The organism is Rhodovulum sp. P5 (assembly GCF_002079305.1).
GTDB lineage: Bacteria > Pseudomonadota > Alphaproteobacteria > Rhodobacterales > Rhodobacteraceae > Rhodovulum.
The window spans coordinates 3774527-3791479 of sequence record NZ_CP015039.1; the positions used below are offsets into that span (position 1 = coordinate 3774527).

General features: G+C 63.9%; 17 protein-coding genes and 3 tRNA genes. 6 read left to right on the top strand and 14 right to left on the bottom strand.

What is annotated here, in order from left to right:
- Positions 1–79: 79 nt before the first annotated feature.
- The 9 genes from RGUI_RS17940 to RGUI_RS17980 all read right to left on the bottom strand — a co-directional run bounded on the left by RGUI_RS17940 (position 80) and on the right by RGUI_RS17980 (position 9531).
- Entirely contained in the window at positions 80–841 is a 762-nt protein-coding gene (locus RGUI_RS17940; RefSeq protein ID WP_172841188.1) for a VPLPA-CTERM sorting domain-containing protein, read from the bottom strand.
- Between the two features lie 271 nt (positions 842–1112).
- Positions 1113–1349, bottom strand: coding sequence for a DUF2934 domain-containing protein (locus RGUI_RS17945; protein WP_172841189.1), 237 nt, complete (start codon positions 1347–1349; stop codon positions 1113–1115).
- A 108-nt stretch (positions 1350–1457) separates the two neighbouring features.
- Positions 1458–1532: transfer RNA gene (locus RGUI_RS17950), tRNA-Gly, on the bottom strand.
- A 62-nt stretch (positions 1533–1594) separates the two neighbouring features.
- Positions 1595–1669, bottom strand: a tRNA-Gly gene (locus RGUI_RS17955).
- Between the two features lie 132 nt (positions 1670–1801).
- Positions 1802–5245, bottom strand: a complete 3444-nt coding sequence (locus RGUI_RS17960; RefSeq protein WP_081535425.1) for a pyruvate carboxylase — start codon at positions 5243–5245, stop codon at positions 1802–1804.
- 210 nt (positions 5246–5455) lie between these two features.
- A complete protein-coding gene (locus tag RGUI_RS17965; protein ID WP_081535426.1) occupies positions 5456–6742 on the bottom strand; it encodes an O-acetylhomoserine aminocarboxypropyltransferase/cysteine synthase family protein in 1287 nt (428 codons plus the stop codon).
- A gap of 300 nt (positions 6743–7042) precedes the next feature.
- Complete coding sequence (locus RGUI_RS17970; protein WP_081535427.1) at positions 7043–8395, bottom strand: tetratricopeptide repeat protein; 1353 nt, start codon at positions 8393–8395, stop codon at positions 7043–7045.
- An 86-nt stretch (positions 8396–8481) separates the two neighbouring features.
- Positions 8482–9366 carry a dihydrodipicolinate synthase family protein gene (locus RGUI_RS17975; protein ID WP_081535428.1) on the bottom strand — a complete coding sequence of 295 codons (885 nt, stop codon included), beginning with the start codon at positions 9364–9366 and terminating at the stop codon, positions 8482–8484.
- Between the two features lie 81 nt (positions 9367–9447).
- Positions 9448–9531 (bottom strand) — tRNA-Tyr (locus RGUI_RS17980).
- A 109-nt stretch (positions 9532–9640) separates the two neighbouring features.
- Here RGUI_RS17980 and rlmB point away from each other — a divergent pair.
- Positions 9641–10429 (top strand): 23S rRNA (guanosine(2251)-2'-O)-methyltransferase RlmB, encoded by a 789-nt coding sequence (rlmB, locus tag RGUI_RS17985; protein WP_081535429.1) that lies wholly within the window; start codon positions 9641–9643, stop codon positions 10427–10429.
- Between the two features lie 182 nt (positions 10430–10611).
- Positions 10612–11088 (top strand): CoA-binding protein, encoded by a 477-nt coding sequence (locus tag RGUI_RS17990; RefSeq protein WP_081535430.1) that lies wholly within the window; start codon positions 10612–10614, stop codon positions 11086–11088.
- 6 nt (positions 11089–11094) lie between these two features.
- Here the strand turns inward: RGUI_RS17990 and RGUI_RS17995 are convergent, their stop codons facing one another.
- The 3 genes from RGUI_RS17995 to hisA all read right to left on the bottom strand — a co-directional run bounded on the left by RGUI_RS17995 (position 11095) and on the right by hisA (position 12992).
- Positions 11095–11406, bottom strand: a complete 312-nt coding sequence (locus RGUI_RS17995) for a phosphoribosyl-ATP diphosphatase (RefSeq protein WP_081535431.1) — start codon at positions 11404–11406, stop codon at positions 11095–11097.
- On the bottom strand, positions 11403–12164 hold the full coding sequence (hisF, locus tag RGUI_RS18000) for an imidazole glycerol phosphate synthase subunit HisF (protein WP_081535432.1): 762 nt from the start codon (positions 12162–12164) through the stop codon (positions 11403–11405). Before hisF ends, RGUI_RS17995 begins: the two co-directional genes overlap by 4 nt.
- 108 nt (positions 12165–12272) lie before the next feature.
- Positions 12273–12992, bottom strand: a complete 720-nt coding sequence (gene hisA / locus RGUI_RS18005) for a 1-(5-phosphoribosyl)-5-[(5-phosphoribosylamino)methylideneamino]imidazole-4-carboxamide isomerase (protein WP_081535433.1) — start codon at positions 12990–12992, stop codon at positions 12273–12275.
- 131 nt (positions 12993–13123) lie between these two features.
- On the opposite strand from hisA, the gene RGUI_RS18010 reads away from it, so the two are divergent.
- Entirely contained in the window at positions 13124–13516 is a 393-nt protein-coding gene (locus RGUI_RS18010; RefSeq protein WP_081535434.1) for a DUF2147 domain-containing protein, read from the top strand.
- A gap of 3 nt (positions 13517–13519) precedes the next feature.
- Here RGUI_RS18010 and RGUI_RS18015 read toward each other — a convergent pair whose 3' ends face one another.
- Positions 13520–13819, bottom strand: a complete 300-nt coding sequence (locus RGUI_RS18015; RefSeq protein ID WP_081536162.1) for a DUF6476 family protein — start codon at positions 13817–13819, stop codon at positions 13520–13522.
- On the opposite strand from RGUI_RS18015, the gene RGUI_RS18020 reads away from it, so the two are divergent.
- Together RGUI_RS18020 and rpoH are read left to right on the top strand one after the other, a co-directional pair.
- Positions 13818–14846, top strand: coding sequence for an RluA family pseudouridine synthase (locus RGUI_RS18020; RefSeq protein ID WP_081535435.1), 1029 nt, complete (start codon positions 13818–13820; stop codon positions 14844–14846). The genes RGUI_RS18015 and RGUI_RS18020 overlap by 2 nt on opposite strands.
- Positions 14847–15000: 154 nt before the next feature.
- Positions 15001–15897 carry an RNA polymerase sigma factor RpoH gene (gene rpoH, locus RGUI_RS18025; protein ID WP_081535436.1) on the top strand — a complete coding sequence of 299 codons (897 nt, stop codon included), beginning with the start codon at positions 15001–15003 and terminating at the stop codon, positions 15895–15897.
- 43 nt (positions 15898–15940) lie between these two features.
- Here the strand turns inward: rpoH and RGUI_RS21770 are convergent, their stop codons facing one another.
- The gene (locus RGUI_RS21770; protein WP_172841190.1) at positions 15941–16210 is read right to left on the bottom strand and encodes a hypothetical protein; all 270 of its coding nucleotides are present in this window, start codon (positions 16208–16210) and stop codon (positions 15941–15943) included.
- 12 nt (positions 16211–16222) lie between these two features.
- Between RGUI_RS21770 and RGUI_RS18030 the strand changes: the two genes are divergently transcribed.
- Positions 16223–16939: an ankyrin repeat domain-containing protein gene (locus RGUI_RS18030; protein ID WP_172841191.1), complete on the top strand. Its 717-nt coding sequence runs from the start codon at positions 16223–16225 to the stop codon at positions 16937–16939.
- The last annotated feature ends 14 nt before the right edge of the window (positions 16940–16953 follow it).

The following is a 16953-nucleotide window of genomic DNA, read 5'->3' on the forward strand; positions in this document are numbered from 1 at the left end:
GCCCGCAGGGCGGTGATGTCGCAAGCAAAAAGGGGCGCGGCAAAGCCGCACCCCGCAATAATTTCATCCTGAAGGTAGATCAGGCTGACCGGCGCCTGGCATGGGCATAAAGACCGCCCAGCCCGAGCAGGAGCAACGGCAGGCTTGCCGGCACCGGGACGTCCACAGAACCTTCGCCCAGCCAGTCGGCAATGTTCTGGGCGAAGATGCGGTTGTCATAGTCGTTGAGGTAGAGCGTATCGTCGTTCCAGTTGCTGTCGAGGATCACCAGGACCTCTCCCGCGCCCACGCTGTAAAGCGCGGCCAGCCCGTTGCTGAAGAGCATCGTCGGACTGCCGGTGTTGTTGAGCACGCTGCCGCACCCATTCAAAACGCTCGTCACGCCGGCCGTCAGGGTGTTGGCAACGAGGGTCGAGCCGACGTCAGTGTTGCAGGCGGGGGAGTAGCCGCCGCCGACAACGCTCATCAAAGAGTTGTTCCAGCTGGTCCAAGAGCTGTTCTCGCCGAACATCACCGCCTTCTTGCCGCCGGAAACGAACGCCTGAATCGAGGCGATTTCAGTGCCAGACAGGCTGCCGCCAAGTTCCTGGTCGACAAGCAGGGCATCATAGGCCCCGATGGTGTCAAAGCTTGCTACGCTTGTCACGCTGTGCTGGGCGTCGATCATGCCGGTGAAGGTTGCCCAGCGGAACCCGCCGTAGATATTGTCTGCATAACCGCCCTGCGGAGTCTGGGTCAGAATGCTGGCCGCCTCGGCCGCCGTCCCGGACCCGATGGCGAGACCTGCTGCGACAGCAGCGGAAGGAACTGTGCTGTTAAGCAGCGTCTTGATGTATTTCATGGTTTTTCCCCCGATCAGGCTTAATGCAGCCAGCTTACACCAATAGCTTACCATGATTTAAGCAAGTCGGCCAATTCTGATTCTCTGGTGAGAGGCGCCGCGGTGACAGGCCTGATGTGGCGACGTTGGCAGGAAAGAGATGCCGGATGGGCCGCACCGGTACAAAGAAACGCCCGGTCGGTCGACCGGGCGTATTCCGCCTGTGAATCGCGGTGTTTGGGGAAAGGCCGTTCTGCAGTGGGCATGCGTCCCGCGGACCGCGTGTTGGGGGTCAGGCGTCGACGGGTTGTTTCACGACCGCCTTTTTGCGGGCCGTCCGGGGTTTGGCTGCGGCCTTCGGTTTCGCGGCCTTGCTGCGCGACGCGGTCTTGGCAGGCCGGTCGGTGGCCAGACGGTTGCGGGCGGCTTCCCAGTGATCGAGGTCGCGTCCCTCTGGCTGGCCCTCTTCCAGCCACAGGTAAAAGGCGGCGGTGCGGATGTGGTCTTCGGGGATCTGAGATGTGGACATGTCATTCACCAGATTTGCGTTCGGCATCAAGGCGCGCCGCATCGCGCGCGCTATCGCAACCTTAAGGCGAGCCTTGGCGAACTGTCTATTGCAATCTCTGGTGATTTCTGGAGCGGGCGATGAGATTCGAACTCACGACCCTTACCTTGGCAAGGTAATGCTCTACCCCTGAGCTACGCCCGCATCCGCGAAATGACCGCGGGGTTTTGCCCCGCATGGCAACCGCTTTTCGCAGTTACCCTCTCTGGAGCGGGCGATGAGATTCGAACTCACGACCCTTACCTTGGCAAGGTAATGCTCTACCCCTGAGCTACGCCCGCATCCGAGAGTGGGGTGCGGTCTAAACGTGAATTGCGAGGGCTTCAAGAGAAAAAATGACCCGTCGCGGACGATCCGTTGGGCGTGGGCGGCGCGACCTTGCGGGGTCGTCGCCGCCATCGCCATTTGTCCCGTCACTCGAATTCGATCAGCAGGTCCTTGGCGTCGATCTGGGCGCCGGGGCTGACATGGACGGCCTTGATGGTGCCATCGCGTTCCGCATGCAGGCCGGTTTCCATCTTCATTGCCTCGATGGTCAACAACAGATCGCCGTCCTTGACCGTCTGACCCGGGGAGACAACGACCGAGGCCACCGCACCGGGCATCGGCGCGCCGACATGGGCCGTATTGCCAAGCTCGACCTTGGGGCGTTTGGCAACGGTGGCCTTGGCCTTGCGGTCGGGAACGCGGATCACGCGCGGCTGGCCGTTCAGTTCGAAGAACACCCGCGCCTCGCCGTCCTCGTTCGTGTCACCCACGGCCTGCAGGCGGATTTCCAGCGTCTTGCCGGGATCGATTTCCGCCGTGATCTCCTCGCCCGAATCCATCCCGTAGAAGAAGGTTCGCGTGGGCAGGGTGCGCACGGGGCCGTATTGCGAATGGCGTGCGGTGTAGTCGGTGAAGACCTTGGGATACATCAGGTATCCGTGCACATCCTCACTGTCGAAGTCGAGTTCGGGGAACTTCTCTTTCAACTCGCCCCGGATGGCCTCGTAGTCGGCCGGGTCCAGATGCTTGCCCGGCCGTTCCAGGTTCGGGGCCTCGCCCTTGAGAATCTTCTTCTGGATGCCTTCCGGGAACCCGCCCGGCGGCTGCCCCAGATTGCCGCGCATCATGTCGACGACGGAATCGGGGAAGGCGACGTCCTTGTCAGGGTCTTCCACCTCGGCACGGCTCAGGCCCTGGCTGACCATCATCAGCGCCATGTCGCCCACAACCTTGGATGACGGTGTCACCTTCACGATGTCGCCGAACATCTGGTTTACGTCGGCATAGGTTTCGGCCACCTCGTGCCAGCGATCCTCCAGCCCCAGACTGCGCGCCTGTGCCTTGAGGTTGGTGAACTGCCCGCCCGGCATCTCGTGCAGGTAGACCTCGGACGCCGGGGCCATAAGGCCCGATTCAAACGCGGCGTATTGCGCGCGCACCTGTTCCCAATAGTCGGAGATCTCGCGCACCGCCTCCATCTCGATGCCCGTATCGCGGTCGGTATTGCGAAGGGCTTCCACGATTGAGCCGAGGCAGGGCTGGGACGTCCCGCCCGAGAACGCGTCCATCGCGGCGTCGACCGCATCCACCCCCGCATCGGCCGCCGCCAGAATCGTGGCGCCCGAAATCCCGCTGGTGTCATGGGTGTGGAAATGGATCGGCAGCCCGACCTCTTCCTTCAGCGCCTTGACCAGAAGCGTGGCCGAGGCGGGTTTCAGAAGGCCCGCCATGTCCTTCAGCCCGAGGATATGGGCGCCCGCATCGCGCAGCGCCTTGCCCATCGCGACATAGTATTTCAGGTCGTATTTCGCGCGCGCGGGGTCGAGGATATCGCCGGTGTAGCAAATCGACCCCTCGCAGACCTTGTTGTTCTCGATCACCGCGTCCATCGCGACGCGCATGTTTTCGACCCAGTTCAGGCTGTCGAACACGCGGAAGACATCGACACCGGTTTCGGCCGCCTGCTTGACGAAGCCACGCACGACATTGTCGGGATAGTTCGTATAGCCAACGCCGTTGGAGCCCCGCAAGAGCATCTGCGTCATCAGGTTGGGCATCCGTGCGCGCAAGTCGCGCAGGCGCTGCCACGGGCATTCCTGAAGGAACCGATAGGCCACGTCGAAGGTGGCGCCGCCCCAGCATTCGACGCTGAAAAGCTGGTGCAGGTTGTGGGCATAGGCGGGGGCGACGCGGATCATGTCGATCGACCGCATGCGCGTGGCCAGCAGCGACTGGTGACCGTCGCGCATCGTGGTGTCGGTCAGCAAGAGCTGCTCTTGCTCCGCCATCCAGTCGGCCACGGCCTGCGGTCCGAATTCATCGAGGATCTGGCGGGTGCCGGGCACATAGGCCTCGCGCCGGTTTTCCGGCGGGCGCGGGGTCTTGATGTCCCCCGGCGGCTGGGCGCGACCCTCGGTCTCGGGGTGCCCGTTCACTGTGACATCGGCGATATAGGTCAGGATACGCGTGGCCCGGTCGCGCCGCTTCTGGAACTGGAAAAGCTCCGGCGTCTGGTCGATGAACTTGGTGTGGTATTCGTTGTTCAGGAAGGTCGGGTGCTTCAGCAGGTTCTCGACGAAGGCGATGTTCGTGCTGACGCCGCGAATCCGGAACTCGCGCAGCGCCCGGTCCATCCGGGCAATGGCCGCCTCGGGCGTCGGGGCCCAGGCGGTGACCTTTTCCAGAAGGCTGTCGTAATAGCGGGTGATGACTGCGCCGGAATAGGCGGTGCCGCCGTCCAGCCGGATGCCCATGCCCGTGGCGCCGCGATAGGCGGTGATCCGGCCGTAGTCGGGGATGAAGTTGTTCAGCGGATCCTCGGTCGTGATCCGGCATTGCAGGGCGTGGCCCGAAAGCTCCACGTCATACTGCGTGGCGACGCCGGTCGCCTCGACCAGACTTTTCCCCTCGGCAATCAGGATTTGGGCGCGCACGATGTCGATGCCGGTCACTTCTTCGGTGACGGTATGTTCGACCTGCACTCGGGGGTTCACCTCGATGAAGTAAAACTCGCCCGTCTCCATATCCATCAGGAATTCGACGGTGCCCGCGCATTCGTAATTCACCGCCTCGGCGATCTTCTTGCCAAGGCTGCACAGATGTTCGCGCTGGGCGGGGGAGAGGTACGGCGCGGGGGCACGTTCCACGACCTTCTGGTTGCGGCGTTGCACCGAACAGTCCCGTTCCCACAGGTGATAGATGCTGCCGTGGCTGTCGCCGAGGATCTGTACCTCCACATGGCGGGCCCGGGTGATCATCTTTTCCAGATAGCCTTCGCCATTGCCAAAGGCGGCCTCTGCCTCGCGCCGACCCTCGCGAACCTTGTCCTCCAGTTCTTCGGGGCCGTTGATCGGGCGCATGCCGCGGCCGCCGCCGCCCCAGGACGCTTTCAGCATCAGCGGATAGCCGATTTCCGCGGCCTCCTTGCGGATCGCGTCCATATCGTCGCCCAGGACCTCGGTCGCGGGGATCACGGGCACGCCGGCCTTGATTGCCACCTTCCGCGCACTGGCCTTGTCGCCCAGCGCCCGCATGGTGTCGGCCTTCGGGCCGATGAAGGTGATGCCCTCGGCCGCGCAGGCCTCCACGAAATCGGGGTTTTCCGACAACAGGCCATAACCGGGGTGGATCGCGTCCGCGCCGCACATCTTGGCCACCCGGATGATTTCCTCGATGGACAGATACGCCTGCACAGGGCCCAGCCCCTCACCGATCTTGTACGCCTCGTCCGCCTTGAAGCGGTGCAGGCCCAGCTTGTCCTCTTCGGCGTAGACGGCGACGGTGCGTTTGCCCAGTTCGTTGGCAGCGCGCATGACGCGGATGGCGATTTCACCACGGTTGGCGATGAGGATCTTCTGGAACTCGGGCAAGGGCGGGATCTCCTTGGGAACTGTCCGTGCGGATACCGGCAACGGCGTAAGGTCGTTTACCGGTATATCTTGGTATGCCAAAGGCGCAAGAGGCCGCGGCCTTCGTCGGTACGCTCAAGCCCCTTGTCACGGCCCGCGCCCGATGGTCGCACAAATAATGCCCGATCCGGAAAATCCCGGACCGGGCATCAGAACGGTTTGCGCAGGTTGTCAGACCGCGGCCAGCGCCTGCTCCAAATCCGCGATCAGGTCCGCTGGATCCTCGATTCCGATCGACACCCGAACCACGTTGGGCGCGGCCCCGGCGGCAACCTGCTGTTCCTCGGTCAACTGCCGGTGGGTGGTGGAGGCCGAGTGGATCACCAGGGATCGTGTATCGCCCAGATTCGCGACATGGCTGAACAGGTTCACCGAATCGACGAACTTCACGCAGGCATCATAGCCGTCCTTCAGCGCGAAGGTGAAAAGCCCGCCAGCCCCCTTGGGGCAAATCCGTGCGACCCGGTCGTTATAGGGGGAGGACGGCAGCCCGGCATAGGTGACCGCCGCGACCTTGGGGTGCTTTTCAAGCCAACCGGCCACCTGCATCGCATTGGCGACATGGCGTTCCATCCGCAAGCTCAGCGTCTCGATTCCCATCAGCGTGTAATGGGCCGCCTGCGGGTTCATCGTCATGCCCAGATCGCGCAATCCGATGGCGATGCCGTGGAAGGTGAAGGCAAGCGACCCGAAGGTCTCGTGGAACTTCAGCCCGTGATAGGCGGGTTCCGGCGCGCTGAGCGAGGGGAACTTGTCCGAGGCCGACCAGTCGAACTGCCCGGAGTCGACGATGGCGCCCCCCATGACCGTGCCGTTGCCCGTCAGGTATTTCGTGGTCGAATGCACCACCAGCGTCGCGCCATGTTCGATGGGGCGGCACAGGTAGGGCGTGGCAGAGGTGTTGTCGACGATCAGCGGCAGGCCCGCTTCGGCGGCGATCGGCGCGATGGCGTCCAGATCGGTGATATAGCCGCCGGGGTTAGCGATCGCCTCGCAAAAGACCGCGCGGGTATCGTCGTCGATGGCGGCCTTCACGGCATCCAGGTCGTCGAAATCCACGAACTTCGCCGACCAGCCGAACCGCTTGATCGTCTGTGCGAACTGCGTGACCGTGCCGCCATAAAGACGCGTCGAGGCCACGACATTCTTGCCCGGACCCATCAGCGGGAACAGCGCCATGATCTGTGCCGCGTGGCCGGACGAACAGCAGACGCCGCCTACGCCGCCTTCCAGCGTCGCGATGCGTTCGGCCAGAACCGCCACCGTGGGATTGGTCAGCCGTGAGTAGATATATCCCACTTCCTGAAGGTTGAAGAGCGCGGCGGCATGGTCTGCGTCGCGGAACACATAGGCCGTGGTCTGGTAGATCGGCGTCTGCCGTGCCCCCGTGGCCGGGTCGGGCCGCGCACCCGCATGCACCTGCAACGTGTCGAAGCCGTATTTTGGCGTGTCGTTCATCGGATCGCCTCCCTGCTTTCCCAATTTCGCCAGCAATACGAGATTGACTCCGGCGCGGCAACATCGCCGCGCGGCAGGGCGAAGTGTCGCGGGCGCATTTCTCAGTCGCCTAGGATCAGCGCGCCATTGTCCGCCTGCAAGGCGGGAATGCCGGGAACTTTGGCAAGTGCGCATCGGCGGGTCGAAAACCTGCTCCAGAGATTTGCTTTTCTCGAATTCCGAACACGCCGACTTCCAGCCAGCGGCCAGACTGGATCGAAAAAAGCCTTCAGCGTCTCTTCCTTTTTCAGGTTGCCCGTCCTATCTGAACACACCGCCGAAATTGCCGCCAAATCCCTCCGACGGCATCCTTTTCCGATTGGCACTGGCAATTTCCGGATCGATTTCCATGGCGCGCCGAAAGCTCGCGCGGGCTTCGGGATGCCTGCCGATTTTTTCAAGAGCCGAACCAGAATGATACCATGCCAGGGCGTAGTCTGGATCGATCTCGGTTGCGCGCCGGAACTTCTCTGTGGCCTCTGCAGGCCGCTCGAGATCGGAAAGGGCCTTGCCCCACCTGTACCACGCCAGAGCGAACTGTGGATCGATTGCGGTGGCGCGTTCTAAACTCTCTACGGCCTCTTCATACCGCTCCAGAATCGCGAGCGCGTGGCCCATACCGGCCCATGCCGGAGCGTAAAGAGGATCGATCTCAATCGCCTGTCGGAATTTGCCGATGGCGTCGTACTCGTGCTCCAAATCGCCAAGAACATTTCCCCAGTTGCTCCAGGGAAGCGCAAAGTCGTCCAGACCGTCAGCATCGCTGAATGCAATCGACTTCTGGTACCACTGGATCGCAGCGTCCCGGTCTCCGCTGTCCGCCGACAAGATGCCCAGCAGGTTCGCTGCCCATGCCCGCTGCGGATGGCCGCGGGCAATGAGATCGCGTGCGAGGCGCGAGGCGGCGGACCTGTCGCTCGTGTCCTTGTTCTTGTGAAACACCGCCAGCGTGTAAGGATCGATCACCTTCATGGTTTCCATCGCCGCGCGATGGAAATAGTCGCCCGGGCTATGACCGCCGACGAGGCCGACATTGCGCACTTCCATGCCTTCCGGAGCGAAGATGCGCAGGCGTAGGCGTAATCCGGCCCAGTCGCATCGCGCCGTCTCGCAAACAACCTCCCCGGCGATACGGGTCTGCGGCAATCCAAGAAGCGTGCGCAGCATCTGCGTCAGCCCTTGGAGAGACAGGCCGGTGTCCGGATCGACGACGTCGATCTGGCGGCCAATTGTCGTCAGTGATGCCTGATCCTTGAAGGTGCCAGAAATCGTCTGAATGTCCGTGATCGCATCCCACAGCCGGTGCGCCGCCACCGTGCCGGAGAGCCCGCGCGCGGTCAGTTGCGGCGGCAGTCCGATTTCCTCGATGATCACCGGATTGCGGCGCAACTCGATTCCCGTCAGCGCCACCAGCGCGACAACCACCGAGATAACCGTGAGATTGACGACAAGCGTGCGCAAGAAGATGAGAATGTCACCTATCCGGCGTACCGGGACAGTCAAGACGTAAAGGATGCGGTGCCACATCGGCACGGGTTTCCGTTGCGCCTCCTCCTCCGCGGTTACCAGCCGGACCGGGCCGTAGGTGACTTTGATGAGCGGCTCGTCAGACATGACCCGTTCTCTCCCCCTTATTCAGAGTTTCCACCGGAAGGCGAGGGTCTGTCGAGTCCGGTTTTCCCGCGGCTGTCTTTGCAGTGTTACACCGCCCCGAGACGGGAAAGAATGCTGCGGAACTCGGGCATCTGCTCGGCGCCCAACCCGGCTTGTGGGGCAACCGGCAGGCCACAATCGAAACCCTGCAGCTTCAGCCCGGCCTTGATCGCGGCGGCGAGGTTGTATTTGGCAAAGGCCTCGTTCACCGACCAGAGTTGCCGCTGCAACTCCATCGCGGCATCCCACTCCTTCGCCTGGCAAAGGCGGTAGAGCTCCACGCTTTGCGCGGGCACGATGCAGGAGGGCCCCGCCATCCAGCCCAGGCCGCCGATCATCATCACCGCCACGGTGATGTGCGAGGACGCTGCGAATACGCCGATCCGACCCTCCGTCCGGTTCAGAACACTCAAGAGCCGCCCGGTATTGGTCGAGGCGTCTTTCAGGTAAGCGATGCGCGGATGGTGGCTAAGCGTTTCGATGGCAGACAGCGTCAGATCGGACCGTTGAAAATTGGGGTTGGTGTAGATGGTGACTGGCAGGTCGGTCGCGTCGGCGACGGCGGTGAAATAGTCCACCACGCCGGCCTCGGGCACCGGGAAATAGGCCTCCATCACCGCGAGAATGCCATCGACCCCAAGCGCGGCCCAGTCCCGCGCCTGATCTGCTGCATCCATCGTGGCGGTCGAGGCGACGCCCGCGATCACGGGAACGCGGCCCGCCGCGGCCTGAACGACAGTTTCGATGACGTCGCGTTTCTGCTCTCGCGTCAGATACGCAAATTCGCCGGTGGAACCGAGAGGGCAAAGCCCATGCACGCCTTTGCCGACCAGGTGATCGCAAAGCCGCGCCAGCATGTCCCGGTCGACGGTTCCGTCTTCTCTGATCGGCGTGGCGATATAGGGGATGACCCCATGCAATCCGTTCGGCATCCGTACCCTCCTTTGGCCTGCGCGCAGAGTGCCGCGCTCGCCCCAGAGACGGAAGACTGTCAGACGAAAAACGGGGGGAAATGGTGGGCGACCCTGGAATCGAACCAGGCGTGGGTCTCCCCGGCGGAGTTACAGTCCGCTGCCGCACCTTGCAGCACGTCGCCCTAAGTGGGGGGCTGAATACGCGGGGCGTGCGGACCCGTCAACAGGAAAATCCCTTGCGTCGGGCGGATCGGCCTTTCATGGTGCGCGCCTGTCTGAGACGGGGACGAGAATGGCGAAAAAGCCCCAATGGGTGATCGACAAGGAACGCGGGCGCCGCGCCGCTGCGGCCGACACGCTGTGGCTGTTCGGGCTGCACGCGGTCCGCGATGCGCTGATGAATCCCGCGCGGGAAAAGCTGCGCCTGGTGGTTACGCGCAACGCGGCTGACAAGCTGGCAGAGGCCATCGCGGCGGGCGGTATTGCGCCAGAGTTGTCGGATCCCCGCAAGTTCGCCGCGCCGCTGGAAGAAGGGGCGGTACATCAGGGTGCGGCGCTGGAGGTCCGCCCGCTCGACTGGGGGAAACTGGCCGATCTGTGCGCCCCCGGCGACGGTGCACCCGTTGTCGTTCTGCTCGACCGGGTGAGCGATCCGCACAATGTGGGGGCGATCCTGCGCTCGGCCGAGGTTTTCGGTGCGCGCGCCGTCATTGCCCCCCATCGCCATTCCGCGCCAGAGACCGGGGCTTTGGCCAAGACGGCCTCCGGTGCGCTGGAGCGTCAGCCCTATCTGCGGGTGACCAACCTTGCCCGCACGATGGCGGCGCTACAGGATCTGGGCTATGTTCTGATCGGGCTGGACGGCGACGCCGAGGTGACAATTGGCGCTGCGCTTCGTGAAACAACGCAACGGCCCGTGGGGCTGGTTCTGGGGGCCGAGGGGCCCGGCCTGCGCCAGTTGACGCGAGAGAGCTGCGACGGGCTTGCAAAGATCCCGGCGCAGGGCGCGTTCGGGTCGCTCAACGTCTCCAACGCGGCGGCGGTTGCGCTCTATGCGGCCTCGGAGCGCGAAGCCGGATGAAAGCGGGTGCACAGCCTCCACATCACAGTTCGATGATTGGACTGGAACCAAATGCCGCAGTTCCTAGTTATATGTTCGAGGGATGGGACCACGGAACGGTTCTGTCCTGCTTCACTGTCCCTCGTTCCGCAACTTGCGCCCGGCAGGCTTTGCCGGGCGCTTTTTTGTGATACGGTCTGCCTATGGGTGGGTATTCCGATGAGTTCCTGAAGAAGGTACTGACCGATGCACGGGTCATCGCCGTGGTCGGTGTGTCACCCAACCCGATCCGTCCCAGCCACTATGTCGCGCGGTATCTGGCGCTGCGGGGCAAACGGGTGATTCCGGTCAATCCGGGGCATGCGGGTCAGCGGCTATTCGGGGAAGAGGTCTATCCCGACCTTGCGGCCATCCCGTCGGACGTCCCCGTGGACATGGTCGACATCTTCCGTCGGTCGGACCATGTACCGCCCATCGTGGACGATGCCTTGGCGGCGCTGCCGCAGTTGCGCACGGTCTGGATGCAGATCGGGGTGCGCCACGCCGCGGCCGCCGAACGGGCCGAAGCGGCGGGCGTTGAGGTGATCCAGGACCGCTGTCCGAAGATCGAGTATCAGCGGCTGTTTGGCGAGTTGCGGATGGGCGGTTTCGCCACCGGGATCATATCGTCAAAGCTCTGACCGCGGCTATTTTCGCGCGGCCTTTTCCGTGATTCCGCTGGTGCCCTCGCGCCGTTCCAGTTCGGCAAACACGTCGTCAAGTGTCACGTCGCGGGCGGCCAGCATGACCAGCAGGTGGTAGAGGACATCCGCCGCCTCGGCCGTCAGCTTTGCGCGGTCGTTCTTCACCGCCTCGATGATTGCCTCGACGGCCTCTTCGCCGAATTTCTCGGCGCATTTCTCGGGCCCCTTGGCGAACAGCTTCGCCGTCCACGAACTTTCGGGATCGGCGCCCTTGCGCGAGACGACGGTCGCGGCGAGGCGGTCCAGAACGCTCATGTCAGCCTCACCGGGATGCCGGCCTCGGCCATATGCGCCTTGGCCTCGCCAATCGTGAATTCGCCGAAATGGAAGATGGAGGCCGCCAGAACCGCGCTTGCGCCGCCCTCCGTCACGCCCTCGACAAGGTGGTCGAGCGTGCCAACCCCACCAGAGGCGATCACCGGCACGTCCACGGCATCCGAGATTGCCCGGGTCAGCGGCAGGTTGAAGCCTGCGCGCGTTCCGTCGCGGTCCATGCTGGTCAACAGGATCTCGCCCGCGCCTTTGGCGACCACGGTCTTGGCGAATTCCACCGCGTCGATGCCGGTGGGCTTGCGCCCGCCATGGGTAAAGATTTCCCATTTTCCGGGGCTGACGGTCTTGGCGTCGATCGCGACCACGATGCATTGGCTGCCGAACTGCTCTGACGCCTCGCGCACCACATCGGGGTTGGCCACGGCGGCAGAGTTGAAGCTGACCTTGTCCGCGCCCGCCAAGAGCAGGGCGCGCACATCCTCTACCGTGCGGACACCGCCGCCCACGGTCAGCGGCATGAAGCACTGTTCGGCGGTCCGCTGCACCAGATCATACATAGTGCCGCGGTTTTCATGGGTGGCATGGATGTCGAGGAAACAGAGTTCATCCGCACCTGCGGCGTCGTACGCTTTCGCGGCCTCTACCGGGTCGCCCGCATCCACGAGATTGACGAAATTGACGCCTTTCACGACGCGGCCGTCGGCCACGTCAAGGCAGGGGATGATGCGGGTCTTCAACATTGGCGGGCTCCTTTGTCCGCGTCTTAGCGCGGCTTGGCATCGGTGGGAAGCGGGGCGCTGCCCCGCACCCCGGGGTATTTTCGCCAAGAAGAAGAGCGCGTCGATGTCCTAGGCGGTGAGGGCGGCAAGCGCCGCGCCCAGATCCAGCGCGCCGTCATAGAGTGCACGGCCCGAGATCGCGCCCGCGATAACGCCCGTGTCGCGCAGGGCGATGAGGTCGGCCATCGACGATACCCCGCCCGAGGCGATCACCGGGATCGAAACGGCGCGCGCCAGTGCTTCGGTCGCGGCGATGTTGGGGCCGGCCATCGCACCGTCGCGGTCGATATCGGTATAGATCAGTGCCGCGACCCCGGCGTCTTCGAAGCTTTTCGCCAGGTCGGTCACCATGACGTCGGTCTCTTCGGCCCAGCCTTTCGTCGCCACACGGCCGTTGCGCGCATCGACGCCCACGGCGACCTTGCCGGGGAAGGCGCGTGCGGCCTCGCGCACCAGATCGGGATTTTCAACCGCGACGGTGCCGAGGATCACGCGGGCGAGCCCCTTGTCCAGCCATCCCTCGATCGTTGCCATGTCACGGATGCCGCCGCCAAGCTGGGCGGGCACATCCGTCGCCGCAAGGATCGCCTCCACCGCCGCGGCATTGACGGGCTGGCCCGCGAAGGCACCGTTGAGATCCACCAGATGCAGCCACGCACAGCCCGAATCCTGAAACGCCCGGGCCTGCGCCGCTGGGTCGTCGCCGAAGACGGTGGCCTTGTCCATCTCGCCGCGCAACAGGCGCACACACTGGCCGTCTTTGAGGTCGATGGCGGGGTAGAGGATCATGGATGGGGTCCTTGCCTTTGAGATCGCGCTGCTTATGCCCGAACGGGCGGGGATTGCAACGGACCGGACCGCGACGCTTGCGCCAAGGGCGGCGACTCGGCCAGACTGCGGCCAGTTCAGGGAGGCATATCATGCGACATTTCTTGGTGGCCCTTGGCCTTGCCGCTGCGCTGGCGACACCCGGCGCTGCCGATCCGGTCGAAGGCCTGTGGCAAACCCGTCCGGATGACGACGGGAATTTCGGGCATGTTCGGATCACGCCCTGTGGGGCAAAGCTCTGCGGTACGCTGGTGACCGCCTTTGGCCCCGACCGCAAGCCGGTTGAGTCCGATACCGTGGGCAAGCGCATCGTGTGGGATATGGAACCACTGGGCGACGGGCGCTACGGCAACGGCAAGGTCTGGGCCCCGGACCGGGACAAGACCTACAATTCCAAGATGGAGTTGGAGGGCAACAGGCTGGCCGTGTCGGGTTGCGTGCTGGGCATCTGCCGCGATGGCGGGAAATGGCTGCGGGTGAAGTAGCGCTCAGTCACCGATCCGCATGGTTTGCCGCAACGTCCCGTCCATGTCGTAGATCAGGATCTGGTCGTCCGCAGTCACGATGGCAAACCAGTCGCGGCCGCGGGTAAAGGCCGTGGCCGTGGCGCCGTCGGGCAGGGCGACTTGGTCCGGCAGGGTCACCGTGCCACCCCCCGGCATGCGGATGACAAAGAGCGCGACGATCACTAGAAAGCCTGCAATCATCGTCACCATCAGAACGGTGACGAGTACGCGCAGGAGTTTCAGGTTCGGGGGCAGACCCGCGTCCTGGGGAGTATCGTCCATGTCCATGTCTCGCCGCCTGACCGTCACCATCGGGCCGAACCCGCCCGAGCGTCTTGATAAGGCGCTTGCCCGCGATGTGCCAGAGGCGGAGGGCCTCAGCCGGTCGCGTCTTGCGAAACTGATCGCGGCCGGTGGCGTGCGCCGGTTCGGCACGGTGCTGGACGACCCCAAGGCGAAGGTCGCCGAAGGCGATGCGATTGAGCTGGCGTTCTGCGACCCGGTCGAGGTCGCGGCCCGGGCCGAGGCGATTCCGCTGGCGGTCGTCCATGAGGATTCGCACCTGATCGTTGTGGACAAGCCCGCCGGCATGGTGGTGCATCCAGCACCCGGTACGCCCGCGGGTACGCTGGTCAACGCGCTTCTGGCCCATTGCGGCGACAGCCTCTCCGGGATCGGCGGTGAGAAACGGCCCGGGATCGTCCACCGGATCGACAAGGAGACGAGCGGCCTTCTGGTCGTGGCCAAGACCGACAAGGCGCATGCGGGGTTGGCCGCGCAGTTCGCGGCCCACAGTGTCGAGCGGCACTACCGGGCGGTCGTGCATGGCGTGCCCGATCCGGGCGATCCGCGGCTGCGCGGTCTGCCAGGCGTCAGTTTCGAGGCCGGGGGCGTTCTGCGCATCGCCACCCAGATTGGTCGCCACCGGACCGACCGGCAACGGCAGGCGGTGCTGGCCGCAGGCGGACGGCATGCGGTGACGCGGGCGCGGGTCGTCGAAAGTTTTGGGACGCCGGGGGCGGCGGCGCTGGTCGATTGCTGGCTGGAGACGGGGCGCACGCATCAGATCAGGGTCCACATGGCCCATGCCGGGCACGCACTGATCGGCGACCCCGTTTACGGCGGGCGGCGCCGGTTGTCGGAACGCGCGGTGGGGTCGGCGGCAGCCAGCGCGGCGGCCGCATTTCCGCGGCAGGCCCTGCATGCGGCAACGCTGGGGTTCGTCCACCCCGAAACGGGCGAGACGATGACGTTCGAGTCCCGCCTGCCTGACGACCTGCAGGAACTTTTGGCCAGCCTGCGTGGTTGACATGAAAAGCAATCCCGCGTGAGCGGATGCAACTTTTACCGATTTTCGACGGATTCCCGTTCATACTCCGTAACAGGATGTAAATGGGCATAACTTGAACCGATCGGTTCAGTTCTTAAATCGTTAAGCAAGATCAAGGGAGCGACAGGGAACCATGAGCAACTACGCCAATCTTCCGGCCCCGTCTCCGGAACAGGGGCTGAACCGGTATCTGCAGGAAATCCGCAAGTTTCCGCTGCTGGAACCGGAAGAGGAATACATGCTGGCCAAACGCTGGGTGGACCATCAGGACACCGAGGCGGCGCACAAGATGGTGACGTCGCATCTGCGCTTGGCCGCGAAGATCGCGATGGGCTATCGCGGCTACGGTCTGCCGCAGGCGGAAGTGATCTCCGAGGCCAATGTCGGCCTGATGCAGGCGGTCAAGCGGTTTGACCCTGAAAAGGGCTTCCGCCTTGCGACCTATGCGATGTGGTGGATTCGGGCGGCGATCCAAGAATACATCCTGCGGTCGTGGAGCCTTGTGAAGCTCGGCACGACCTCGGCCCAGAAGAAGCTGTTCTTCAACCTGCGCAAGGCCAAGGCGCGGATCGGTGCACTGGAAGACGGCGATCTTCGCCCGGAAAACGTGGCGCGCATCGCAAATGACCTGAACGTGTCCGAGGACGAAGTCATCGCGATGAACCGGCGTCTGTCGGGGGGCGATGCGTCCCTGAACGCGATGGTCGGCGGCGACGGCGAGACCACGACCGAGTGGCAGGATTGGCTTGAAGACGAGGACGCCGATCAGGCCGAGGCCTATGCCGAGCGCGATGAGATGGAGAGCCGTCGCGAACTGCTGGTTCAGGCGATGGAGGTTCTGAACGACCGCGAAAAAGACATCCTGATGCAGCGGCGCCTGCGCGATGATCCCGTGACGCTGGAGGATTTGTCGGGCGTCTACAATGTCAGCCGCGAGCGGATTCGCCAGATCGAAGTCCGCGCTTTCGAAAAATTGCAGAAGCGCATGACGGAACTGGCAAGTGAAAAGGGCATGATTGCCTCTGCGTAAATCGGGATGTGACGTCGCGTTTTGACGTTCACGGCGATTGCCGCTAAAGACAAATCCGGGCCCGTTTTGTGTTCAGCGGGCCCGTGTTTACGAGTGTTTGGTTGGTACGATGGACATCACCGAATTGCTTGCCCGCATCAGGCGGGCGGCTGACCTGTATGATATAGACGCCTTCGAAGAATTGGCGCTCGAACTTGGACGGGTACGCGCTGCCCTGTCCGACACAGCCGCGGAACGATCTGCGGACATCATGGAAGAGGTGGCGACGCTGCGCCGCCGCCTTCAGCAAAGCACGCCGCATCTTCATGAACATCGTCGGCGAGGTATGTCGCCGTCCGGCCCGTTACGGAAACCGGATCTGGACGCAGTCGAGGCGCTGTTTTGCGCCATCGGGCGCGGGGTGGTCGAAGCGGTGCGCCCGCTGCTTGATACCGCCACTGTAAATGCGTGGAATGAGAGACTGCGGCGAACGCCTCTGCTTCATGCGCTCATGGTTCCGGGGCGGTCACCGGCCATGCTGCGGCTGTTGCTGGAGGCGGGGGCCGACCCGCGGATCGGTACGCCCGACGGTCTTACGCCGCTTCATGCGATCGCCGCCTATCCCGGCGGCAGGGAGCCCGACAACCAGACCGCGGCCCTTGCGCAGATGCTGGTCACAGCCGGGGGGGATATTCATGCCGTCAGCCAACCCTATGGCTGGACCCCGCTGCAACGCGCCCTGATGGAGGGAACCGCGGGTGAGGTTGGCGCGCTTCTGCGGGCCGGGGCGGACCCGAATGCGCCCTTTGGCGAACAGTCCCAACCCTGGTTCACACCGGGCCGGTTGCCGCTTCAGGTCGCGGGGGCCGATCCCGCGAAAGTGCGGCGGTTGCTGGATTACGGGGCGCGCCCCGATTTGCGCGACATGCAGGACGGTACGGTCAACGGCTATCTTGAGGACGTTCTTGCCCGTCACATGGCCGCCAATCTGGACGATGACCGGGACATTCCCGCGCTTGAGACCTCGCTTGCCCTTCTGCGCGACTGGCCGAAGCGGTCATAGAGAACGCGGCCACG

Bases quoted from the DNA above. Each gene is read 5' to 3' on its own strand.
- RGUI_RS17940 (WP_172841188.1), bottom strand. From the start codon at position 841: ATGAAATACATCAAGACGCTGCTTAACAGCACAGTTCCTTCCGCTGCT.
- RGUI_RS17945 (WP_172841189.1), bottom strand. From the start codon at position 1,349: ATGTCCACATCTCAGATCCCCGAAGACCACATCCGCACCGCCGCCTTT.
- RGUI_RS17965 (WP_081535426.1), bottom strand. From the start codon at position 6,742: ATGAACGACACGCCAAAATACGGCTTCGACACGTTGCAGGTGCATGCG.
- RGUI_RS17970 (WP_081535427.1), bottom strand. From the start codon at position 8,395: ATGTCTGACGAGCCGCTCATCAAAGTCACCTACGGCCCGGTCCGGCTG.
- RGUI_RS17975 (WP_081535428.1), bottom strand. From the start codon at position 9,366: ATGCCGAACGGATTGCATGGGGTCATCCCCTATATCGCCACGCCGATC.
- rlmB (WP_081535429.1), top strand. From the start codon at position 9,641: ATGGCGAAAAAGCCCCAATGGGTGATCGACAAGGAACGCGGGCGCCGC.
- RGUI_RS17990 (WP_081535430.1), top strand. From the start codon at position 10,612: ATGGGTGGGTATTCCGATGAGTTCCTGAAGAAGGTACTGACCGATGCA.
- RGUI_RS17995 (WP_081535431.1), bottom strand. From the start codon at position 11,406: ATGAGCGTTCTGGACCGCCTCGCCGCGACCGTCGTCTCGCGCAAGGGC.
- hisF (WP_081535432.1), bottom strand. From the start codon at position 12,164: ATGTTGAAGACCCGCATCATCCCCTGCCTTGACGTGGCCGACGGCCGC.
- hisA (WP_081535433.1), bottom strand. From the start codon at position 12,992: ATGATCCTCTACCCCGCCATCGACCTCAAAGACGGCCAGTGTGTGCGC.
- RGUI_RS18010 (WP_081535434.1), top strand. From the start codon at position 13,124: ATGCGACATTTCTTGGTGGCCCTTGGCCTTGCCGCTGCGCTGGCGACA.
- RGUI_RS18020 (WP_081535435.1), top strand. From the start codon at position 13,818: ATGTCCATGTCTCGCCGCCTGACCGTCACCATCGGGCCGAACCCGCCC.
- RGUI_RS18015 (WP_081536162.1), bottom strand. From the start codon at position 13,819: ATGGACGATACTCCCCAGGACGCGGGTCTGCCCCCGAACCTGAAACTC.
- rpoH (WP_081535436.1), top strand. From the start codon at position 15,001: ATGAGCAACTACGCCAATCTTCCGGCCCCGTCTCCGGAACAGGGGCTG.
- RGUI_RS21770 (WP_172841190.1), bottom strand. From the start codon at position 16,210: ATGTTCATGAAGATGCGGCGTGCTTTGCTGAAGGCGGCGGCGCAGCGT.
- RGUI_RS18030 (WP_172841191.1), top strand. From the start codon at position 16,223: ATGTCGCCGTCCGGCCCGTTACGGAAACCGGATCTGGACGCAGTCGAG.